The sequence below is a fragment of the Streptomyces sp. DF42 genome, assembly GCF_058267695.1.
In genome coordinates this window covers 1,966,537-1,988,816 of sequence record NZ_CM177859.1, presented here as the reverse complement: position 1 = coordinate 1,988,816, position 22,280 = coordinate 1,966,537, and the positions used below count along the sequence as shown (strand labels likewise).

13 protein-coding genes are annotated in these 22,280 nt (G+C 71.4%); all 13 read left to right on the top strand.

Translation table 11 applies throughout. The features are described 5' to 3' along the window. Window positions 1–6: 6 nt before the first annotated feature. From ACYUED_RS08995 to ACYUED_RS08935, 13 genes are read left to right on the top strand one after another with little or no spacing between them, the layout of a single operon-like run. Window positions 7–1,986: an ATP-binding protein gene (locus ACYUED_RS08995; RefSeq protein ID WP_491291747.1), complete on the top strand. Its 1,980-nt coding sequence runs from the start codon at window positions 7–9 to the stop codon at window positions 1,984–1,986. After that, the gene (locus ACYUED_RS08990; RefSeq protein WP_491291746.1) at window positions 1,977–2,273 is read left to right on the top strand and encodes a hypothetical protein; all 297 of its coding nucleotides are present in this window, start codon (window positions 1,977–1,979) and stop codon (window positions 2,271–2,273) included. The genes ACYUED_RS08995 and ACYUED_RS08990 overlap by 10 nt, the downstream gene beginning before the upstream one ends. After that, on the top strand, window positions 2,270–8,719 hold the full coding sequence (locus tag ACYUED_RS08985) for an eCIS core domain-containing protein (protein ID WP_491291745.1): 6,450 nt from the start codon (window positions 2,270–2,272) through the stop codon (window positions 8,717–8,719). The genes ACYUED_RS08990 and ACYUED_RS08985 overlap by 4 nt, the downstream gene beginning before the upstream one ends. Before the next feature lie 22 nt (window positions 8,720–8,741). Next, a complete protein-coding gene (locus tag ACYUED_RS08980; protein WP_491291744.1) occupies window positions 8,742–9,524 on the top strand; it encodes a hypothetical protein in 783 nt (260 codons plus the stop codon). Beyond that, window positions 9,521–10,207: a hypothetical protein gene (locus ACYUED_RS08975; RefSeq protein ID WP_491291743.1), complete on the top strand. Its 687-nt coding sequence runs from the start codon at window positions 9,521–9,523 to the stop codon at window positions 10,205–10,207. Before ACYUED_RS08980 ends, ACYUED_RS08975 begins: the two co-directional genes overlap by 4 nt. Before the next feature lie 10 nt (window positions 10,208–10,217). Continuing rightward, on the top strand, window positions 10,218–10,571 hold the full coding sequence (locus ACYUED_RS08970) for a hypothetical protein (RefSeq protein ID WP_491291742.1): 354 nt from the start codon (window positions 10,218–10,220) through the stop codon (window positions 10,569–10,571). Then, complete coding sequence (locus ACYUED_RS08965) at window positions 10,564–11,703, top strand: hypothetical protein (protein WP_491291741.1); 1,140 nt, start codon at window positions 10,564–10,566, stop codon at window positions 11,701–11,703. The genes ACYUED_RS08970 and ACYUED_RS08965 overlap by 8 nt, the downstream gene beginning before the upstream one ends. 49 nt (window positions 11,704–11,752) lie before the next feature. Next, a complete protein-coding gene (locus ACYUED_RS08960; RefSeq protein ID WP_491291740.1) occupies window positions 11,753–12,289 on the top strand; it encodes a phage baseplate assembly protein V in 537 nt (178 codons plus the stop codon). A 20-nt stretch (window positions 12,290–12,309) separates the two neighbouring features. After that, entirely contained in the window at window positions 12,310–12,645 is a 336-nt protein-coding gene (locus tag ACYUED_RS08955) for a hypothetical protein (protein ID WP_491291739.1), read from the top strand. Continuing rightward, on the top strand, window positions 12,642–13,031 hold the full coding sequence (locus ACYUED_RS08950; protein ID WP_491291738.1) for a GPW/gp25 family protein: 390 nt from the start codon (window positions 12,642–12,644) through the stop codon (window positions 13,029–13,031). The genes ACYUED_RS08955 and ACYUED_RS08950 overlap by 4 nt, the downstream gene beginning before the upstream one ends. Continuing rightward, window positions 13,028–16,141, top strand: a complete 3,114-nt coding sequence (locus ACYUED_RS08945) for a putative baseplate assembly protein (RefSeq protein ID WP_491291737.1) — start codon at window positions 13,028–13,030, stop codon at window positions 16,139–16,141. The genes ACYUED_RS08950 and ACYUED_RS08945 overlap by 4 nt, the downstream gene beginning before the upstream one ends. Then, window positions 16,138–20,064: a putative baseplate assembly protein gene (locus tag ACYUED_RS08940; protein ID WP_491291736.1), complete on the top strand. Its 3,927-nt coding sequence runs from the start codon at window positions 16,138–16,140 to the stop codon at window positions 20,062–20,064. The genes ACYUED_RS08945 and ACYUED_RS08940 overlap by 4 nt, the downstream gene beginning before the upstream one ends. Continuing rightward, window positions 20,064–22,226, top strand: coding sequence for a hypothetical protein (locus ACYUED_RS08935; protein ID WP_491291735.1), 2,163 nt, complete (start codon window positions 20,064–20,066; stop codon window positions 22,224–22,226). Before ACYUED_RS08940 ends, ACYUED_RS08935 begins: the two co-directional genes overlap by 1 nt. The last annotated feature ends 54 nt before the right edge of the window (window positions 22,227–22,280 follow it).

Genomic DNA, 22,280 nt, shown 5'->3' with positions numbered 1-22,280 from the left:
GGCGGCATGGAGACGACGGGGGCAGGTGAGGGCATGGAGACGCACGAGCACGAAGCACGGGCGACCGGGACGACGCTGACCGCCGAGATCCGGCGCGTCCTGGCCCGCGTCGACGCACACGCGGCACGCGGCCCGGAGAGGGGCGGCACCGCACCAGGGGCCGAACTCGCTCCCGTCCCCGGCCCCGGCACCGCCCCCCTCGACGCCCTCGTCTCCTGCTTCAGCTTCACGCCCTTCGAGCGGGACGTCCTGCTCCTCGCCGCCGCCCACGAGTTGGAGCCCACGGCCGCCGCCCGGTGTGCCGCCGCCTGCGGTGACCCCGAGCGGGCGTACCCCACCTTCTCGCTCGCGCTGGCCGCGCTCGCCGAGCCGCACTGGAGTGCGCTGACGCCCGTGGCACCGCTGAGGCGCTGGCGGATCGTCGAGCTGGACGACGAGTCACGGCTGACGGCCTCCCGGCTGCGGCTCGACGAGCGCATCCTGCACTTCCTGCTGGGCTCGCCCTATCTGGACGCGCGACTGCACGGCCAGTTGCGCCGCACCCCGGTGCCCGGGGCACTCACGCCGTCGTACGACCTGGCGGCGACCCGGCTCGCCGAGGGCTGGACGACGGGAGGGGCCTGCGACGCCCCGCTCGTCGAGGTGACCGGCGGGGATCTGCGCAGCAGGGCCGACATCTCCGCCGCGGCGGCCGCCCGCTCCGGGCTCGGGCTCTACTCGATGAGCGCCGAGGACGTTCCGTCCGACCCCGTCGAACGCGACCGGCTCGCCCGGCTGTGGCAGCGCGAGGCGATCCTGCTGCCCTCGGCGCTGCTCGTCGAGGTGGCCGAACTGGACCGCGACCAGCGGGCGGCGACCGAGTCGTTCCTCGCCGGGGCCGCCGTACCCGTGGTGGTGTCGAGCGAGGACCCGCTGCGCTCGGAACAGTCCTACCGGGCGCGGGTGAGTGTGCCGCGCCTGGACGACGAGGAGCAGTTCGGGCTCTGGGGCGAGTCGTTCCGGGACGTCGTCGAACTCGACGACGGCGAACTGCGGTCGCTGGTCGCCCAGTTCCAGCTGCCGCCGCACGTGGTGCGCTCCGCGGCCGCCGCCGTACGCCGCAGGCTGCCGCACGAGGACGAGCTGGACGCCGTCGAACTCGCCTGGCGGGCCGGACTCGACGAGGCGCGGATCGGCATGGACGAGCTGGGGCGGCGGATCGCGCCGCAGGCCGGCTGGGGCGACCTGGTGCTGCACGAACGGCAGACGAGCGTGCTGCGGGAGATCGTGGCGCATGTACGGCAGCGGGCAACCGTCCACCAGGAATGGGGATTCGGTGCCACCCTGCGCCGAGGACTGGGCGTCACCGCGATGTTCGCGGGCGGCTCCGGCACCGGAAAGACGCTGGCCGCCGAGGTCATGGCGAAGGAACTCGGCCTCGACCTGTTCGTCATCGACCTCTCGCAGGTCGTCAGCAAGTACATCGGCGAGACGGAGAAGAACCTCCGCCGGGTCTTCGACGCCGCCGAACGCGGCGGCGCGCTGCTCCTGTTCGACGAGGCCGACGCCCTGTTCGGCAAGCGCAGCGAGGTCAAGGACAGCCACGACCGGTACGCCAACCTCGAGGTGAGCTACCTGCTGATGCGGATGGAGGCCTACCGGGGCCTCGCGATCCTCACCACCAACATGAAGAACGCCCTCGACACGGCCTTCCTGCGCCGCATCCGCTTCGTCGTCGACTTCCCCTTCCCGGCCGAGCACGAGCGCGCCGAGATCTGGCGGCGCGTGCTGCCGCCGCAGGCGCCGGTGAAGGACATCGACCCCGCGCTGCTCGCCCGGCTCACCGTCGCCGGCGGCTCGATCCGCAACATCGCCCTGTCCGGGGCCTTCCTCGCCGCCGAGGAGGGCGACCGGCTGCAGATGCGGCACATGCTCGCCGCCGCCCGCACCGAGTACCTGAAGCTGGAGCGCTCACTGACGCCCACGGAGGTCCGCGGATGGGTGTGAACCCCGGGCCCGGGAAGGAGCCTTCGGCGATCCGCGTCGAGATCGGAGAGCTGGTCCTCGACGGCTTCCGGGCCGACCCGGAGCGCGTCTCGGCTGCCTTCGAGCATGAACTGACCCGTCTGGTACGGCTGCACGGTGTGCCGCTGGCCGCGGACGGGCCGCTGGCCGTCGACGCGCTGTCCGGGCTGCCGACGCTGCCCGCCGGGCTGTCCGCGCGGCGGCTCGGACAGGAGCTGGCGCGTGCCGTGCACGAGGGACTGAGCGGACACGGGGAGGCGGACCGGTGAGCTCTCAGACCCAGGACTCCCGCGCGGAGCAGGCCGCCGAACAGCGCCGCAAGAAGCGCAAGGAGAAGGCCGCGGGGTCCCGCACTCCCGAGCCGAAGAACATCGTCAGCGGCGCCGGACAGCCCCTCGACCCAGGCCTCAGACGGGAGCTGGAGGAGCAGCTCGGCCACGACCTCGGGCGGGTACGGCTGCACACCGGCCGCGACGCCGGGCAGCTGACCGAACTGCTCGGTGCCGACGCCGTCGCCGTCGGCCAGGACGTCTTCTTCCGCGAGGGCGCCTTCCGGCCCGGCACGGACGAGGGCCGCCGGCTGCTCACCCACGAACTGCAGCACACGGTGCAGAACCCGCACGGCCTCGGCGCACTGCGGGCCGGCCGCGAGCTCGGCGCGGTGAGCCTGCCGCAGCAGGCCATCGAACGGGAGGCGGAAGAGGCCGCGCAGGCGGTCGTACGGCCGGGTTCCCTTCAGCCGTCGGAGGCTGCCCCGCAGGTCGAGGAGGGGCAGGACACCCCCGGCTGGCTGCGCTACGCCACCGTCGACGCCGACCGGATGCGTGCCGAGGCCGTCGACCCGGCGACCCTCGTGGACCGGCTCGCGGGCAATGTGCAGCGCTCCCTGCGCGGCGACCCGACCGACGCCTCCGGGCGCGTACGCCTCCAACTGGCCCGGATGTCCGAGGAGTTGGAGGACGCGGTCGTCGAGCGGCTGGAGAACCGGCTGCTCACACCCGAGTACGACCGGCTTCTGGAGATCGCCGACCAGGCCCGCCCCGGACCCGTCGAACTCCAGCCGGCCGAAACGCCGTTGCCCGAGATCGACCTCTTCGAAGAGCTCGGTGTCGAGCGCACCCAGTGGCAGAAGAAGCAGGAGTCCGGCCGCCGGTCCGCCGACCGGCGTGCCGCCGACTCCCGCGAGGAACAGCAGGACGCCAGGTCTCGCGACCAGAAGAGCAGCAGTGACCGCAGCCGGGCCACCGCGGATGCCGCCACCGAGGAGCAGGACTCCGCTCGGCGCACCGAGCAGGAGGACGAGCGCAACGCCTCCCGGCAGCAGGCCAAGGAGGAGGAACAGCAGGGCGAGGAGCAGGCGGCCGGCGACCGTGAGCGCACCGACCAGGCCGCCGACCAGCGCACTCAGGGGCAGCAGAAGGGCACCGAGCAGGCCAAGGAGGAGCGCAAGGAGCAGCGCGAGCGCGAGGAGGCCGACCCGCAGCAGGCGAGCGCGCCGGGCGCCGACAAGCGCAAGCAGCGCGACGACCAGACGCAGCCGGGCGCCGGTTCCAAGCGCGAGGAACCCGACCCGAAGCAGAAGGCCCAGCCCGGTCCCGTACGCCCCGAGAAGGTCGACGAGCGCGCCGAGCAGCCCGACTCCGCGCTGTCCGAGCACGGTCTGAACGAGAAGGACGAGGACGGGGGCCCCGAGGCCGAACCGCGCGAGGAGGAGCGGCCGCTCGGCCTCGAAGCGGGCGCCGACCAGGACGTCGCCGGCGGCGAGGACGAGGGCGGCGGGGCAACGGGTGAGCAGGACGAACCCTCGCTCAAGCCAGAGGACTACCTGCCGGACGCCGACCTCGACCTGTCCGCCGTACCGACCGCGGACAAGCTCGGCCCGGGCGCCGCCGAACCGTCGCTGCCCTCCTTCCCCACTCCGCCGCCGACGAAGGCGGAGAAGACCGAGCAGGAGCGGGAGAAGCGGGAAGGCGAACAGGACGAGGACGACGCCGGGCCCGAGCAGAAGGCCCCCGGCCAGGACGAGGGTCCCGTCGAGGGCGAGGCCCCGCAGCCCGAGAACGGGCCCGCCGCACAGGCCCAGGACCGCGGCACCAGGGACCTCCAGGAGACCGAGAAGCCGCTCGACCAGGAGGTCGGCCAGGACCCGGCGACCCAGGACAAGGAACAGCCCGAGGCCGAGGCCGAGAAGCCCGACCCGGAGCAGCAGCAGGAGAAGGAGCAGAACAAGGACCCGGAGTCCGCCGACGGTGACCGGGCGGACGACGACGAGAAGCCGGACGCCGAGGACGCGGAGGCGGAGAAGAGCGAGCAGCGGGATCGTACGGCTGCGGAGTCCCGTACGGGTGCCGGGTCCCCGTCGGTCGCAGGCGGCCCCGGGGCAGCGCCCGCTGTCGCGACTCCCGTGGCGGCCGCCGTGGCCAGGCCCGCCGGTGCACAGACCCCCAGGACGCCGGTCGAGGACCGCGATCCCTCGCCCGCCACCCGGCGCGGTGCCGAACCGCCCCGCTCCGAGCGCGAGGCACCGCAGGCCAAGAGCCAGGTGCCCAAGGAGACCGGGCCCGGTGCCATGCCGCGCGGACCGGTGGGTGCCGCCGAGAAGACCGGGCCGACGACCGCTGCCGGACCCGGTGCGGCGCCGTCCGTCGCCCAGGCGGCGGTGAGCCCGGCCGCCGAGCAGACCGACGGGCCTGGACAGACCGCGCAGACGGACGCGCCCCGGCCCGAGGCTTCCCTGGAGAAGGACGGCGGCGGCTGCGCGCCACCCGCGCCCGCGCCCGAGAAGGACGAGGGCGGGCAGGGCAGTTGCGGAGGGGGCGGCGGCGAGGCCGCGCCCGAGGAGAAGCAGCAGGACCCGCCGGACGTCTCGGGGCAGGACCCCAAGGCCGCCGTACAGACCGTGAGCAAGCTGGCGCCCGACCAGGCCGCCGCCGCGATGCCCGGGGTCGACAAGGCCGCGGACAAGAAGATCGGCGAGGAGCAGAAGCGGCTCGACGCGGCCCCGCCGTCGCGGGAACGTCCTTCGGGGGCGCCGCAGACGCGTTCGGCGCCCCCCGAGGCCGCGCCCGAGGCCGCGCAGGTCACCGGCAAGGTGGAGCGGATCGGCCCGGAGGACCAGGGCGACAAGCAGAAGGCCAAGGGCGGCGACAAGGCCGAGGGCAAGGAGGCCACCGCCGACGTGCCGCCGCCGGCGGCTCCCGCCGTGCCCGACAAGGGGCTCAGCGAGGCCGAGGCGAAGAACGTCGAGGCGGCGGCCGACGCGGTCCCGACGACCGACCCGGAGCTGGAGAACAAGACGGTGGGCCCGGCGCCCAAGATCCGTCTCGAAGGCGCCAGCGACCCCACCCGCACCGACGATCAGGCCAAGGCGCTCAAGGACAAGCAGTCCGATCTGCAGACGACGGGCCGCGACGACGCGGCCAAGCCCCTCGGCGAGGACCAGATCTTCCCGAACGCTCCCCGCGAAGAGCTCAGGGGCAAGGCCTCCGGCGGTGCGGGCGGCAAGGCGGGCGCGCTGGAGGCAACTCCCGCGCCGAAGGCCGGCGTCGGCGCGGTCGCCAAGCAGGAGAAGGGCACCGAGATCACCGCCGGCGCGGGCAAGGCGCAGGGCGACCTCGATGCCAAGGACAAGGAACGCCAGCAGAGCGAGCAGCAGGCCAAGCAGGACAAGCAGACCGAGATCGACAGCGAGGTCGAGCGCAACACCGCGCAGCAGACGGCCGAGCGGGGCCGGGTCGCCCAGGAGACGCAGAAGCAGCGCGAGGACTGGCGGGGCGAGCAGGACAAGAAGATCGAGGACGCGGACAAACAGTCCGACGACGAACACGGCAAGAAGAACAAGGAGATCGTCAAGGCCCGCGACGACAAGGACAAGGAGGTCGGCGAGCGCAAGGACAAGGACAACGCCTCGATCGACACCGAGCGCGAGAACGCCGAGAAGGAGGCCCAGAAGAAGAAGGAGGAGAAGAAGCCTTCCGGAGGCCTGTTCGGCTGGATCGCGGACAAGGTCGCCGACTTCTTCAAGGGCCTGCTCGCGGCGGTCACGGCGGTCTTCGACGCCGCCCGCAAGGCCGTCAACGGCATCATCGACCAGTTCAAGGAGTGGGCCAACCAGGCGATCGACTTCGTACGGGACCTGGCGGTCAAGGCGATCAACGCGCTGGCCGATGTCCTGATCGCCATCGGGGACACGCTCCTGGCGGCCTTCCCGGAGTTGAGGGACAAGTTCCGCAAGGCGATCGAGGGCTTGCGGGACGCGGCGATAGCGACGGTCAACAAGCTGGCGGACGGCCTGAAGAAGGCGGTCAACACGCTGCTGGACGCGCTGGCGGCGGGCCTGAACAAACTCCTGGACGTGCTCGAAGCCGGCGTAAAGGCGGTGATCAAGGCCTACCAGGCGATCATCGAGGGCGCGATCAAGTTCGCGCAGGCGGCGATCGAGGCGCTGGGCAAGTTCGCGGCGCTGGTGGCGGACATCGCGCCGGACCCGGGCGGCTGGATCTCCAAGGCGGGCAGCGCGGCCAAGACCGGCATCACGGACCACCTGTGGGGCGCCATCAAGGTGGCGGTCAAGGGCTGGTTCGACACGAAGGTCGAGGGCATCCTCGGCCTCGGCAAGGCGGTCATCGACGTCCTGGTGAAGGGCTGCGTGTCGATCAAACAGATCGGCAAGATGGCCTGGGACGCGATCATCGCGTCGCTGCCGATGATGATCGCAACTTTGGTCATCGAAAAGGTCGTCTCGATGATCGTCCCGGCGGCGGGCGCGATCCTCACGATCATCCAGGGCCTGATGGCGGCGTGGTCGACGGTGAGCTCGATCCTGTCGGCGTTCGGGAAGTTCTGGGCCTACCTGAAGGCGGTCAAGGCGGGCCCGGCGGCGTGCCTGTTCGCGGAGGCGGTCGCCGCGGGTGTCGTGGCCCTGCTCGACTTCATCACCAACTTCCTCCTCCAGAAGCTGTCTTCGGCGACCAAGGGCGTCGGCAAGCGCCTCAAGGGCATGGCCCAGAAGATCATGGACGGCCTGAAGAAGGTCGGGGGCGGGGCGAAGAAGGCGGCGGGTTCGGCGGTCAACTCGGCGCGGGGGGCGATGCGGAAGGCCAGGCAGGCCCTGTCCAGGGACGGCGCCGAGCCTAGGCCGAAGGGCCGGCCCTCACCGGAAGAGAAGTCCCCGGTGAAGCCGAAGGACCACGCTACGCCGAAGGGGCCGGCGAAGAAGCCGGACCCGGCGGAGGCTGGGCCGAAGGACAAGAAGCCGGAGACAGAGCGGCCGAACAGAGACGGGACCACCGACCGGACTCAGAGCGCCAGGAAGGACGCCGCTCCGGAGAAACCGACCAAGAACAAAGAGGTCGAGGGTCCCAAGCCAGCAAAGCCGAAAAAGCCCAAGTCCCCTGTAGGCAAGGCCCTTTCGAAGGCCAAGGGCGCTGTCAAGTCTGCCCTGAAGAAGGTTGGCAACGCAGCCAAGACCCTCGGCCGGAAGCTGAAGAAGTCGAAGCTGGGCAAGGCTCTCAAGAGTGGTGCGTCGAAGCTGCGAAACGCGTACAAGAACAAGCGCGACCGCTTGCGGGAGAACAAGAGGAGGCAGGCAGAGCACAAGAGGCAGAGCCGCAAGGACCACAAGAATAAGAAGAATTCGAGAGAGTCCAAGGACGCCCGCCTCAGGCAGATCGTGGCCCGCATCCGACGTACGCTCACTCCGCTGCTCAAACGAGGGATCCAGGGCCCCGTGTACTACGCCCTGCTCCAAGGGCTGAAGACCTGGTATCGCCTGACCGGGCTCAGCTCGGCGGGACGTCCCAATTTCCGCATTCTCGCCACACTCAATCCGAGCGAGCCGGTCCTGCCGGGAGAGTGGGAGGAGGAGACCGCCTACTTCGACACCTTCGACGTGGACGACCGGCATCGGAAGTCCAACAAGAAGGACAAGGAAAAGAAGGAGGACGATCCGAACGTTGCGGCATTCCGCGCGGCGGTGCGGACACACCTCGGCGGCCTGAAAGAGAACGCCTCAATCGAAGACGTGATGGAACTCTGTAGTGAGGTCGCTGACCGTACGAAGGGGATCAACCGCGGGCAGCTGGACTGGAAGCAGATGCCCTCGTATTGGCTACTTTCACTACACCATCAAGGCGCCGCCATAAAACCCGTCGGAATGTTCCGCGAGCCGAACATGTACCAAATGGTCGCCATGGGCAAGGCGCAGCCGATTTACAAGGACGTCAACGACAAGGAACTTGTTCGCGACGCGAAAAACCAGTACGTCCCTCGCTTTGTCACCAGGAACATAGCGGCCGAGGACAAGGTGACTCACAAGCGAGGTCAGGGGATCATCCCTCGGGGGTACAGGGACGACAAACTCAAACCGAAACCGGACAAACAGCGGGCGGACAACGAGGCCTGGGAGCATGTGACAGGCACGGAGGCATCGCAGTTCATTTCGACCACCAAGCTGGAGAGTCAAAAAATTGTCGATCCTCAGGGCCTTCCGTGGAGCACGGCCAAGGGGCAGAAATTCCACGGCATGGCTCGAATCGACCTCTCCTATGTCAACCCGAAGAACATCTTCGACCTCACAACCACTGTCGGGCAGCGCGAATGGAAGCTGGACTCACCGGGCACCGCCGTCTTGCAGCAGGCCCTGCGAGACGTCATACGAACGCAGGAAGTGCTGATCAGGGGAGTCATCCCGCAAGGTGCCATCAAGATGCTCTAGCAGGCATGGAAGGAGGACCGCGATGAGCCGGTTCGGAACGTATCACTGGCAAGGGGTGACGCTCGGTGACCCCTCTCTCGACGCCGCGCGGTCCGAGCTCGCGAACCCATCCGATGAGGATGCAGCCCTGCGGGCCTTCGTCGACCTTCTGCGGAGCGGGGACACGGCAGCCGTGGGGATCGCTCTCGATCACTATCACTACGCGATCTCCATGGAGCGGCACGGCTTTGGCAGTGTGCTCAAGTCCTACGGCGACGAGGTATTGCAGAGCGCGCGACAGATCCTTCGTGGGGCGCCTTCTCGTAGTTCGGAAACGGGTGCGTCGATGGATGGCGCGGATTACGCGAGCGCACTCCTTATCATGATCAACAGGGCGGAGGAGGGAGACGCGGATCTGATCGCCGGTGCACTGGGCGCACCGCCCAACTACGACGCCGAGTCGGCGGCGTTCAGGTCGGCGGGCAGAATTCTCCAGTTGTCGACCGGTGCGGACGAAAGGCTGGTGACGGCGTTGGCGCGAGTGGTTTTCGATGACGGCAGGGACGTCGACGACCGCCTTGAAGCACTTCAAGCGCTCTCCAAGAGTTCGGTCCCGCAGGCTCTCGCCAATTTCAAGAGGGCCATGGGGCTGGATGATCTCGAACTGCAGGCAGCTGCGGCACGTGCACTCGCCCGGCATGACCTCGCGACCCACCGGACCCTCATCGAGACAAAGGCCGCCACGTGGCCCGAGGACGCTCCGTATCCGGCCTCCGACGTGAGAGATCTCCTGGCCGAAAGCGACGATTCCGCGGAGGACGAGTGACCCGCTACGCAGACATCCCCAAACCCATCCGCTCCGGCATAGTCGTCGTGGACCCCGACCGCGGCACTCCCCAGCGCGTCATCGTGCTGCAGTTCAACCCGGACACCCTGGAACGCAGCATCGCGCCCCAGTCAGCCGGAGACAGCGGAGACGGCGGCGGAGGAGGCAGTGGCGGCGGGGACAGAAACGAGGCGCTCCGGCTCAAGGGCCCCGCCCAGGAGACCTGGAAGTTCACCGCCGAGATCGACGCGACCGACCAGTTGGAGATCGCGGCTCCCGACGGGATCCACCCCCAACTCGCCACCCTCGAAATGCTCGTGCAGCCCACCACCGCGCAACTCCGCGCCGCCAGTCGGCTCGCGCAGAACGGGACCATCGAGATCAGTCCCATCGAGATGCCGTTGACCCTCTTCACCTGGGGCAGCAAGCGGGTCATGCCCGTTCGGCTGACGGAGCTTTCCGTCAACGAGTCCGCCTTTGACGTGAATCTCAATCCGATACGGGCCTCGCTGAGCATCGGCATGAAGATCCTCACCGTCAGCGATCTGCCTGCCGGGCACCGCGGTGCCGATCTCTACATGGCCCACCTCGCGCAGAAGGAGCGGCTCGCCGCTGCCGCGCGCGGCGGGAGTCTCGGGGCCCTCGGGCTGCCGGGTGCCGACGTACTGAGTGGAAGGGGTTGAGCCCGAACTCATGGCTGACATCGAGTCCTACGAGAGTGCCCTCAGCGCGATACCCGGGGCCCATCCCTATCCGCGCAGCAGTCGGTATCACGACGTCGAGATCGGTATTCACCGGCTGCCTGACGGGACCGAAGTGCGGTACGCCAAGCGCCGGTTGCTGCCCCCTCTGGACGTCCAGGAGACCCAGGAGCATGTCGTGGGGGCAGGGGAGCGGCCCGACCTGCTCGCCCAGCGCTTCTTCGGCGACCCCGGTCAGTGGTGGCGGATCGCCGACGCCAACCCCGTACTCGATCCACGGGAGTTGACGGACGAGGCCGGACGTGTCATCGACGTTCCCGAGCCCGGGGGACATCGGCGTGTCTGAACAGCCCGTCGGGCAGGGGCCCGTTCATATAACGCTCCTCATGGGGCCCAAGCTCGCCCGCCCCGTGCCGGCCGAGGTCACCGAGGCACTGCTGTCCGCCCAGATCACCGCCACCGCCGGTGAACGCAGCGGGTTCCAGCTCGCCTTCGACCTCACCAAGACCGGGGTCATCAACAGGCAGCTGCTGCCCGAAGGGTTCTTCGATCCCAAGACGCGGCTCATCGTCACCGTCAGCGTCCGGGGCACGCCGGATGTCCTCTTCGACGGGCTGATCGTCCGGCAGGAAGTGGGTGCCAGCAACCAGCCCGGGCACTCCACCCTCACCGTCACCGGCGAGGATCTGACCCTGCTCATGGACCTGGAGGAGCGGACCGCCCGTTACCCCAATCTCCCCCCTTCCGAGCGGGTGTTGAACATCCTTCGGCGGTACTCCGACTACGGCATCCGGCCCGACGTCTACGCCGAGAAGATCGCGCAGCCCCCGCACCAGGACCTCCGCGTCCACTACCAGACAGGCACCGACCTCCAGTACGTCACCGACCTCGCCCGCGCAAACGGCTACACCTTCTACCTCGACCCCGGTCCCAACCCCGGCCAGTCCTCCGCCCGTTGGGGCCCCGAGGTCCGCCTCGGCATCCGTCAGCACGCCCTCAACGTCAACATGGACGCCAACACGACCGTGGACCAACTCACCTTCGCCTACGACGGGACTGCGCGCGAAGAGCCGCAGGCCCGGTGGCAGGATCCGGGAACCCGCGTGTCCACCCTCCTGCCCCAGCCGCCCATCAGTCCGCTGCGACCGCCCCTCGGCCTGCGCCCCACCCCCGCCCTCAAGCGCAAGACCCTCTCCGGTACCGCCAAGCAGCAGCGCGAGCAGGCCGAGGCCGAACTCCTCGCCCGGGCCGCCGTGTCCGCCGATGTCGTGTCCGGGTCCGGGTCGCTCGACGTCAACCGGCACGGATACATCCTGCAGCCCCGTCAGCTGGTCGGCGTGCGCGGCTCGGGACGGGCGTACGACGGCGACTACTACGTCAAGTCCGTCACGCACAACCTGCGGCCGGGCTCCTTCCAGCAGAACTTCACCCTCTCCAGGGAGGGCCTGGAGGCGCGCAGCGACTACGTCCGGCCGTAACGCCATCACGCGGTGACCCCAACCGCCCACCCACCAGGAGCAGTTCAGCATGGCGGCACCCAACAATCGCTACCTCGGCAAGTTCCGCGGCCGCGTCGTGAACAACAACGACCCGCTGCGTATCGGCCGTATCACCGTCGAGGTACCCGACGTCCTCGGTGACGAGCCGTCCACCTGGGCGCTGCCCTGCCTGCCGTTCACCGGGCCCGAGGCGGGACAGTTCGTGGTGCCGCCGCCGGGCGCCGGCGTGTGGGTGGAGTTCGAACAGGGGGACCCCAGTTTCCCCGTGTGGACCGGGTGTTGGTACGGGGCCGCCGAGGAGCTGCCGCCCGACGCGCGCCGCGCGCTGCAGGCGGACTCGCCGAGCAAGCCGGTCGTGGTGCAGACGCCGGGCGCCCACAAGATCGTCATGAACGACACCGCCGGTGCCGAGCAGGGGATTCTGCTCCAGGCGCAGGGCGGCGCGTACATCCGCATCACCAAGGAGGCCGTGGTCATCGCGACCGGCGCAGGCGCCGAGATCGTGCTCCGCGGCAGAGAAGTAACCATCAACGAGGGCCAGTTGACCGTGCTCTCGAAGCGATAGAAGACGGGGGACGCACCAAGTTGTCCGGGAGTCTGCTCGACGCCGGCGCCGTGATCGGCTGCCCGCACGGCGGCCGGGTCACCGCCGCCACCACACCCTCCGGTGGCGTACGCATCGGGGGAGCCGCCGTCGTGACGGCCTCGCACGCGTACGTCGTCACCGGCTGCCCGCACACCGTCGGCGGTGTGCCCACGCCCTGCGTCTCGGTCCGCTGGACCGCCGACGGCAGCGGCGTCACGGTCGACGGCGCCCCCGTGCTGCTCGACACCTCCGCGGCCCAGTGCCTGACCGCGGCCTTCGTGCCGCAGGGGCCACCCGTCGTCCAGGCCGCACCGCGAAAGGTGACCGTCCGATGAGCCCACGCACCCACCCCCCGCGCAGCGACATCGCGTTCCCCTTCCGCGCCGACCGCCGGGGGCGCTCCGCCCACGCGGCCCACGCCGCGCACGTCCACGACCTGATCGAGCAACTGCTGTTCACCAGCCCCGGGGAGCGCGTGATGCGCCCCGACTTCGGCTGCGGACTTCTCGATCTCGTCTTCGCCCCGAACAGCCCAGAGCTGGTCAGCACGCTCGAACTCTCCGTGCAGGCCTCGCTGCAGCGCTGGCTCGGCGACCTCATCGACGTGATCGCCCTCGACGTGGTGAGCGACGAGAACGCCGTACGTGTCTATCTGTCGTACGTCCTGAGGGCCACCGGGACCCGGGCCGACGACGTCTTCGAGGGGAGGGCCGCCGCATGACCGCCGGCACCACCATGTCCCGCCGCGCCAAGGTAAGAGCCGCTCAACTCAACGGAGTCGACGCGGTCGAGGTCGGGGACGACGGGCTGCTGCTCACCGTCACCTTCCTCGGCAAGGCCCCGCACGGCCTCGGCCCCGAGAACGTCCGCATCGACGGCGGCCGCCGCGTCACCGGCATCACCGCCGTCGACGTCAGCGTCGAGCGCGAGGACGACCCGGAGCTCGACGACCGGCTCTACGTGACCCTCGACCGGGCCGGCGACACCTCGCGGTACGTGTTCGCCCTCGTCGAGACCGACCCGTACGGCCGGCCCGGCACCGAGCCCTTCCGCGGCTTCGACCAGCGCTACCACCGCGCCTCCTTCTCCTTCCGGCCCGACTGCCCGACCCCCTTCGACTGCAAGGAGGAAGAGCAGTACGAGCCGGACTTCCCGGCCGCGCCCGTCGTCGACTACACCGCACGCGACTACGACACCATCCGCAAGCTGCTCCTGGACCGGCTCGCCCTCACCACCCCCGACTGGGTCGAACGCAACCCCGCCGACCTGGGCGTCACTCTCGTCGAACTGCTCGCGTACACCGGTGACCAGATCAGCTACCAGCAGGACGCGGTGGCCACCGAGGCCTACCTCGACACGGCGCGCCGCCGGGTCTCCGTGCGGCGGCACGTCCGGCTCATCGACTACGCGATGCACGACGGCTGCACGGCGCGCGCCTACGTCACCGTCCGGACCGCGGGCGACACCACGCTCGCCCCGGGCACCTTCCGCTTCGCCTCCGTCGACGTCCGCGCCCTCGACCCGCACGACCGGCCCGAACCGGGCACGGTCATCGACGAGAACGACCTCGGCGACCTGGACGAGCGCGGCTCGGTGGAGGTCTTCGAACCGGTCGTCGCCGCCGACCCGTTGGAGCTGAAGGCCGCGCACAACGCGATCCGCCTGTGGACCTGGGGCGGCGAGGTGTGCACCCTGCCCAAGGGCGCCACGTCCGCCACCCTGCGCGACGAGTGGGACGACCCGGAGACCTGCCAGGACCGTCAACTGGCCCTCCGCCCCGGCGACCTGCTGGTCCTGGAGGAGGTGAAGGGCCCGCGCACCGGCACCCCCGGAGACCAGGACCCGAGCCACCGCCAGGCCGTACGCCTCACCTCCGTCACCCCGGCCGTCGACCGCATCGAGGACCAGCCGGTCCTGGAGGTCACCTGGGCCGCCGAGGACGCGCTGCGCTTCCCGCTCGGCCTCACCACGCGCGGCGGCCGCGACTGCCTGCCCGTCGAGGACGTGACCGTGGCCCGCGGCAACGTCGTCCTCGTCGACCACGGCCGCACCCTCACCGGGCTTCCCGAAACGGCCACCGTGCCGCCCGAGCCGGCCGTCGCCGCCTCCTGCGACCCTCCCGCCTTCGGCTGCTACGACCGCCGGGAGGGCAACGCACCCGCCCGGCTCATCAACTCCCTCACGGACAGGGCGGAGAGCGGCGACGCACTCGTACCCGACGACGTCCGTGAGCTGTTCGGCGTCGTCGGTGAGGCGGCGACCGTACGCGCCGGACTCGGCCTGGAGCGCGCCGGGCAGCGGCATGAGCGCGTCGTGCCCGGCACGGCGTACGCCCAGGCGGCCGCCCTGCGCACCCTGCTCGCACAGTCCGTCTACCCGGGCATCGCACCCCGCTTCCGACCGGTCCTCGGCCGATCCCCGGTCGTCCGGGCGGTGCCCTTCCCGGACGCGCAGGTCGTGGCCGCCGGGCAGGCCGAGCGGATCGCCGCGATTCCCGGCCGGGTGCGGCAGCGGCTCGTCGAGCTGTGGCGCAGCGCCCGCGACCGCGACGGCCTCGCCGACGAGGAGATCGGCGAACTCACCGTGATCTACGGCCTGAAGGTCGTCGAGCGCCTCGAACTCCGTACGCATCCCGTCCGTGCACTGCGCGAACTCCTGTACAGAAACGACGAGTTGCTCGACACCAAGCTGTGCCGGGTGGACATCCTCGTGTCCAGGGCCCGCGCCGGAGCGGTCCTCGACGGGCACATCGCCTGGGAGATCGCGCACAGTTGGGGTCCGGCGTACGCGGCCGGGCTGCACCCGGAGGAGCCGCTGCTGCGGGGTTCGGCGACCGCCGCACTCGGCCAGGACCCGCGCTGCGCGCTGCCCGCCGTACGCGTCGAGGACGGCGACCTGACCTGGCTGCCCCGCCTCGACCTGCTGCGCAGCGGCCCCCGCGACCGGCACTTCGTCGGTGAGCTGGAGGACGACGGCCGGCTCGCCCTGCGCTTCGGCGACGGCCGGCACGGCGCCCGGCCGGCGCCGGGCCACCGGCCGGCCCTGCACTACCGGCTCGGCGGCGGCATCGCGGGCAACGTCGGTGCGGAGGCCATCAACCACCTCGTCATCCAGAGCGACTGCGAGCGGCCACCGGTCGCAGTGGTTCGCAACCCGCTGCCCGCCACCGGCGGCGTCGAGCCCGAACCCGTCGAGCAGGCACGCCAGTTGGCCCCCCTCGACCTGCGCCGCACCCGACTGCGCGCGGTCACCGCCGAGGACTACGCCGCCCTCGCCGCGCAACTGCCCGGCGTACAGCGTGCCGCCGCGGAGATCCGCTGGACCGGCAGCGTCCAGGAGGCCCACGTCGCGATCGACGCGTACGGCAGCGCCCAGCCGTCGGCGGAACTGCTCGCCCGGGTCGAGCAGGCCCTGGAGGCGTACCGGCGCATCGGCCACGACCTCGTGGTCGGCCCCGCCCGCCCGACACCGCTCGACGTCGCGCTGAGCGTGTGCGCCGCACCCGGCCACCAGCACGGGCAGATCCTGGCCGAGCTGTACCGCGTCCTCGGCAACGGCCGCCTCGCGGACGGCCGGCTCGGGTTCTTCCACCCGGACGCGCTGACCTTCGGCGAGCCCGTACGGCTCAGCCGTCTGGTCGCCGTCGCCGCCGCCGTACCGGGCGTGCGGAGCGTCGAAGTCACCAGGCTGCGGCGGCTGTTCGAGCAGGACCGAGGAGAGAGGGAGGACGGCGTGCTGCGGCTCGGCCCGCTGGAGATCGCCACCTGCGACAACGACCCGGACAGGCCGGAGAACGGCCTGCTGGCGATATCCCTGGGAGGTGCCCGATGACCGTGACCGACTCCCTGACCGACGAGTGCGGGTGCGGCGGCGCCTGCCGCGGCGGCCACGACGAGCGCCTCGCGCCCGCCCCGCCGCACAACCCGCCCGGCCGCACCGCCCTCGACTACCGCGTCGGCGAGTACGGCTCCTTCCTGGCCGCGCTCCTCGACCGGCTCGCCTCACCGGCGTACCCGGCGCTGAGCGAAGCGAAATGGGGGTCCCCCCGGCCGAAGGCTGGGGGAGGCCTGACCGTCCGCACCCCCGACGACCCGGCGATCGGCCTCCTCGACGCCGCAGCCGTCCTCGGTGACCTGCTCACCTTCCACTCGGAGCGGATCGCCGACGAGGCCTACATCCGTACGGCCGACGAGCACCGCTCGCTGGTGCTGCTCGGGCGGCTCGTCGGCCACCGGCCGCGGCCCGGAGTCGCGGCCGCGACGCATCTGGCGTACACCCTCGAACGCGACCCGCGGGCCGACACGCTGCCCGTCGTGATCCCGCGCGGCGCGCGTACCCACAGCGTGCCCGCCTCCGCCGAGGAGGAGTCCGTGACCTTCGAGACCAGCCGGGACCTCACGGCCCGCTGGGACTGGAACGAGCTGACGGTGCGCAGGCGCCGGCCGTCCCTGGTGACCCCACAGGACCTGGAGCGCCGTTCCGAACTCTTCGTCGAAGGCACCACCAACTCCCTCCGGACCGGCGACCAGTTGCTCTTCGTCTTCGGTGAACAGGCGGGCGGGAAACGGACGTTGCTGCCCGTCGGGGACGTCCGCATCGACCGGGACGACGACATCACGGCGATCACCCTGCCGCACTCGGCGCCGCCGACGCTGAAGGAACTGGTCGACGAGGTGCGGCGGTGGACCGCGGAGCCCGCGGCGCCGGGCGAGCCGGGGGACGAGCCGCCGACCCCGGAGGTCCCGAACCCGCGGCCGGTGAGCCGGCTGATCGAGGACTTCGAGGACCAGGTGCTCGCGCCGCTGCGGGCCGCCCTGGACGGGGTGAAGACCCCGGAGCAGCTCGCGTCCTGCCTCGCGGAGCCCGCCGCACGCCTCGGCGAGGCGCAGGTGCTGGCCGAGCCGTGGGAGGACGTGTCGGACTGGTTCGAGCAGCTGCAGGCCGTTCTTGCCGAACTGGCCGAGCGCGCACTGGAGTTGGCGCCTGCACAGAGCTCTGACGAGAGTGCCGCGGCGGGTGGTCTGTTGACCGCGGCGCCGTCGGCGCTGGTCGCGCCCACGCGGCCGAGCCGCACATCGAAACGGCCCGCGCCCCCTGCGGGGGATGCGCGTACCGCCGCTTTCCAGGCCCTGGCCGCCGTCCTCCCCGCCTTGCGTGGCCAGACTCCCGTCGCCTCCGCAGCCACCGGCGCCCAGCTTCCCGGGACGGACACGGCCCGTCTGCTCGCGGCACTCAACCCCGGCCTCGGCGCCCTCTACCCCGCCTGGCGCAAGGCGGCCGCCCCCACCACCGCGCCGCTGCTGCGCGCGCTGCTCGCCATGCGGGTCACCGCCGCCCCCTTCGGCGCCACCGCCCCGCTCAAGCCCGTCCAGGACGACAAGGGCCGGGTCATCCGCAGCGCGGACTGGCCGCTCACCGGGGCCGTGCTCACCGGTATGCGGGTCGTCTACGACACCGCGGGCAAGGCGCCGGTCCGGGCGGAGTTCCAGTACGTGGAGGGCAACAGCTCCGACCAGCGGGCCGTGACCCTGCCCCTCACCCAGCAGGTCGGCTTCGCTCTCGGACCCGGTCAGGTCGACCTGTCGACCCGCACCGCCCAGGACCACGACCTCAGCTGGTTCACCCTCCCGCACTCCCGGACGGCCTCCAGCGGGGGGACCGCCGTCCCCGCCGGCTCCCAGGGGCCGGGCGTCACCGTCCGCCTCCGCGACGGCCTGCCCGAACGCACCCTGTTCGTGTCCCGTCCCGACGACGACGGTCTGATCCACGTCGGCATCAACAACGGCACGGCGCAGCAGATCTCCCTGCGGCCGGGCTCCACCGAGCAGTTCACCCACGGCGAGTACGAGGTGAGCCTGCGCTACACGGTGGGCAGCACCGAGCCCAACGTCGAGGCCGTCATCGCCAGCAAGCCCGCGCCCCTCAACCGCCGTGTGCTGCAGCTCGACAGCGTGCACACCGGGATCACGGTCGGCAGCTGGGTCGCGATCCAGCGCCCCGCCAAGGGCGCCCAGGACGGCATCCCCGGCGACCCCGGGCTCGCGTTCGTCACCACCCAGGTCGTGTCGGTGCGCACGGCGGCGTACACCAACTACGGCATCACCGGCCGCGGCACCGAACTCACCCTCGCCGACCCCTGGCTGGACGAGTTCGACGTACTGCTGTCGCACATCCGCGACACCACCGTGTACGCGGCCGGCGAGCCGCTGCGCCTGGCCGACGAACCGCTCGGCGAGGACGTGCACGGCAACGAGATCGAACTCGGCGAGCTGTACGACGGGTTGGGCGCGGGCCGGCTCCTCGTCGTCACCGGCGAGCGCAGCGACATCCCCGGCACGACCGGCGTCCCGGCCACCGAGGTCGTCACGATCGCCGCCGCCGACGCGACCGTGGACCCGCAGCTGCCCGGCGACCGCGTCCACACCAGCCTGACCCTGACCACCGATCTCGCCCACCGCTACCGCCGTGAGACGGTCCGCATCCTGGGCAACGTCGTCGAGGCCACCCACGGCGAGAGCCGGCAGGAGGCCATCGGCAGCGGCGACTCGGACCGCACGAACCAGACCTTCGCGCTCTGGCAGTCCCCGCTGACCTGGCTCGCCGACGACAACCCCCTCGGCGCCACACCGGTGCTCGAGATCCGGGTCGACGGCGTGCTCTGGCACGAGGTCGACAGCCTCGCGGGACGCGGCCCGCGCGAACGCGTCTACATCTCCGGCACCGCCTCCGACGGCCGCACGACGGTCACCTTCGGCGACGGCGTGCACGGTGCCCGCCTGCCCACCGGTCACGAGAACGTCCACGCCCGCTACCGCTTCGGCACCGGCAAGGCCGCCAACGTGCCCGCCGACCGTCTCACCCAGCCCCTCACCCGCCCGCTCGGCGTCACCGCCGTCACCAACCCCCGCCCGGCGAGGGGCGGCGCCGACGCGGACGGTCCGGGCCTGACCCGCCGTACGATCCCGCTGGCCGTCTCGGCCCTCGACCGGCTCGTCTCACCGGCCGACTACGAGGACTTCGCCCGCTCCCGGGCCGGCATCGGCCGGGCCGCCGCACGCGAACTCTTCGACGGACGCCGGCGCGTGCTGCACGTGACGGTCGCCGGCACCGACGACGTCCCCCTCGCCGGGGACAGTCAGGAATCAGACACCCTGCGGGCCCTGCGCGGCGCGCTCACCGAGTACGGCGACGGCAGCCTCACCGTCCGCGTGGACGTACGGGAAACCGTTCTGCTGCTGGTCGCCGCCCGGGTGAAGGTCACCCCCGACCACGCCTGGGAGTTCGTCGAGCCGAGGCTGCGACAGACGCTGCTCGCCCGACTCGGCTACGAGGGGAGGGAGTTGGGACAGCCCGCCCGCCTCTCCGACCTCCTCGCCGCGGCCCACACCGTGCCCGGGGTCGACTACGTCGACGTCGACGTCTTCACCGGCGTACCCGCCTCCGCCACCGCGGAGGAACTCGCCGCTCTGCTCACCGATCCCGGCGCCCCGAAGGCCTCGGTACCGGCCCACCCGGCGACGTACGACGAGAAGATCCACACCGTCCGGGCCGCGAACGGCGAGACGCTGTCGGAGATCTGCGCGAGCCAGGGCATCCCGCTCGCCGAACTCCTGCGCCTCAACCCCGACATCACCGACACCCGGCGCCTGGCGAAGGGCCGCTCGGTGTTCGTCTTCCGCGGCATCCGCCCCGCCCAGCTGGCCCTGCTGTCCCCGCGGGCCGCGGACACCCTCATTCTCACGGAGGTGAAGTGATGTCTGCGAACCCGGCGGATGTCCAGTTCGACACCGAAGCCCCGGCGACATCCCGCCAGCCGGACGGCCTCGCCGCCCTGCTGCCCCGCTGGCACCTCCTGCGCGACGCCGAGGAGGGCGAGCCGCTGCGCGCGCTGCTCGCCGTCATCGCCGAGCAGCTCGACCGCGTCCGCGACGGCGTCGAGCAGGGGTATGAGGACCTGTTCGTGGAGACGGCGGCGCCCTGGGCGCTGCCGTACCTCGGCGACCTGGTCGGCTACCGCACGCTCCCCGGCTACGAGCGCGTCCTGACCACCGGCCTGCACGAGGGAGGGCGCGATGCCCTCGCCGAGGCCATCGCACCGCGCGCGGACGTGGCGGCGACGGTCGCGAGCCGCCGCCGCAAGGGCACCCTGCACCTCCTGGAGGAGATCTCCGAGCAGGTCGCCGGCTATCCCGCGCGGGCCGTCGAGCTGTCCCGGCTGGTCGCCGGGAACCAGTCGGTGAAGCTGTACCGCGACACCGGCAGGGGCCGTACCGTCGACCTCCGCGACGGCTCGGCGCAGGCCCTCCAGGGCGGCCCCTTCGACACCACGGCCCGCACGGTCGACGTCCGCCGCGCCGACTCCGTGCGCAGGCAGGGCGGTTGGACCCCGGCCGGAGTCGCCCTCTTCGTCTGGCGGCTCAAGGCGTACCCGCTGACGTCCTCCCCGGCGTACTGCATCGACCGCGCCCGCAACCTGTACACCTTCTCCATCCTCGGCAACGACAGCCCCCTGGTGACCAAGCCGGTCCCGGAGCCGTCGCCCACGCACATCGCCACCGTCGACAACGTCCCGGCCCTCATCACCCGCCGCCTGCTCCACGACCGACTGCTGGACTACTACGGCCCCGGCAAGAGCTTCGTCATCCGGCGCGACGGCGAGGACAGGCCCGTACCGCCGTCCGACATCGTGGTCGCCGACCTGTCCGACTGGCGCTACCGGCCGGGGCGCGGTCAGGTCGCCGTCGACCCCGAGCTGGGGCGGATCGCGTTCGGCGCCCGGTCGGCGCCCCGGCAGGGCGTGTGGGTGGACCACCACTACGCGTTCGGCGCGGACATGGGCGGCGGAGAGTACGAGCGCCCCGACCGCGTGGACCGGCCCGATGCCGCCTTCTACCGGGTCGGCCCAGGTCAGCCGCACCGACAGATCATGGACGCCTACCGGGCCTGGCAGCACGACCGCCGGGCCGGCCGCACGGGCCCGGACGGCATCATCGAGATCACCCACAGCGGCGCCTACCAGGAGCAGCTGGACTTCGACCTCGACCCCGGCGACCGCCTGGAACTGCGCGCGGCCGAGGGCACCCGCCCGGTGATCCGCCTGCTCGACTGGTACAGCAACCGCCCCGACGCCCTCAACATCCGTGCCGTGCACGACGACTGCGCCCCGCACGAGCGGCCCCGCATCGTTCTCGACGGGCTGCTGGTCGCCGGACGCGGCATCAACGTCACCGGACCGATGGGCGCCGTCGTCGTACGGCACACCACCCTCGTACCCGGCTGGTCCCTGGAACCCGAGTGCGAGCCGCACTCGCCCGACGAACCCAGCATCGTCCTGGACCGCACCACCGCCTGCCTGCAGATCGAGCACAGCATCCTCGGCACCATCGAGGTCATCGGCGACGAGGTGAGCGAGGACCCCCTCGACATCCACCTCCGCGACAGCGTCCTGGACGCCACCGGCCATGACCGCGAGGCCCTGTCCGCCCCGGACTGCCGCCACGCCCACGCCGTGCTCCACGTGCACCGCACGACCGTCATCGGCGAGATCCACACGCACGCCGTGGAGATCGCCGAGAACTCGGTCTTCACGGGGAAGCTGCACGTGGCCCGGCGAGGCATCGGCTGCCTGCGGTACTCGTACGTCCCCGCCGGCTCGCGCACGCCACGACGGCACCGCTGCCGGCCCGATCTCACGCCGGGCGTACGGCCGTTGTTCGCCGCCGTGCGCTACGGGACGCCCTGGTACGCGCAGTTGGCCGACGGCTGCCCCGAAGTGATCCGGCGCGGCGCGGACGACGGCGCCGAGATGGGCGCCTTCCACGACCTGTACCGGCCGCAGCGCGAGGACGGTCTGCGGGCGCGGCTCGCGGAGTACACGCCCGCGGGCGCCGACGCCGGGATCTTCTTCGTGACGTGAGCCGCATCCACCGACTTCGCGTACCCGCACTTTCCTGAACCAGGGGGACCCCCT

Bases quoted from the DNA above. Each gene is read 5' to 3' on its own strand.
- ACYUED_RS08980 (WP_491291744.1), top strand. From the start codon at position 8,742: ATGAGCCGGTTCGGAACGTATCACTGGCAAGGGGTGACGCTCGGTGAC.
- ACYUED_RS08940 (WP_491291736.1), top strand. From the start codon at position 16,138: ATGACCGTGACCGACTCCCTGACCGACGAGTGCGGGTGCGGCGGCGCC.
- ACYUED_RS08960 (WP_491291740.1), top strand. From the start codon at position 11,753: ATGGCGGCACCCAACAATCGCTACCTCGGCAAGTTCCGCGGCCGCGTC.
- ACYUED_RS08935 (WP_491291735.1), top strand. From the start codon at position 20,064: ATGTCTGCGAACCCGGCGGATGTCCAGTTCGACACCGAAGCCCCGGCG.
- ACYUED_RS08990 (WP_491291746.1), top strand. From the start codon at position 1,977: ATGGGTGTGAACCCCGGGCCCGGGAAGGAGCCTTCGGCGATCCGCGTC.
- ACYUED_RS08950 (WP_491291738.1), top strand. From the start codon at position 12,642: ATGAGCCCACGCACCCACCCCCCGCGCAGCGACATCGCGTTCCCCTTC.
- ACYUED_RS08970 (WP_491291742.1), top strand. From the start codon at position 10,218: ATGGCTGACATCGAGTCCTACGAGAGTGCCCTCAGCGCGATACCCGGG.
- ACYUED_RS08995 (WP_491291747.1), top strand. From the start codon at position 7: ATGGAGACGACGGGGGCAGGTGAGGGCATGGAGACGCACGAGCACGAA.
- ACYUED_RS08945 (WP_491291737.1), top strand. From the start codon at position 13,028: ATGACCGCCGGCACCACCATGTCCCGCCGCGCCAAGGTAAGAGCCGCT.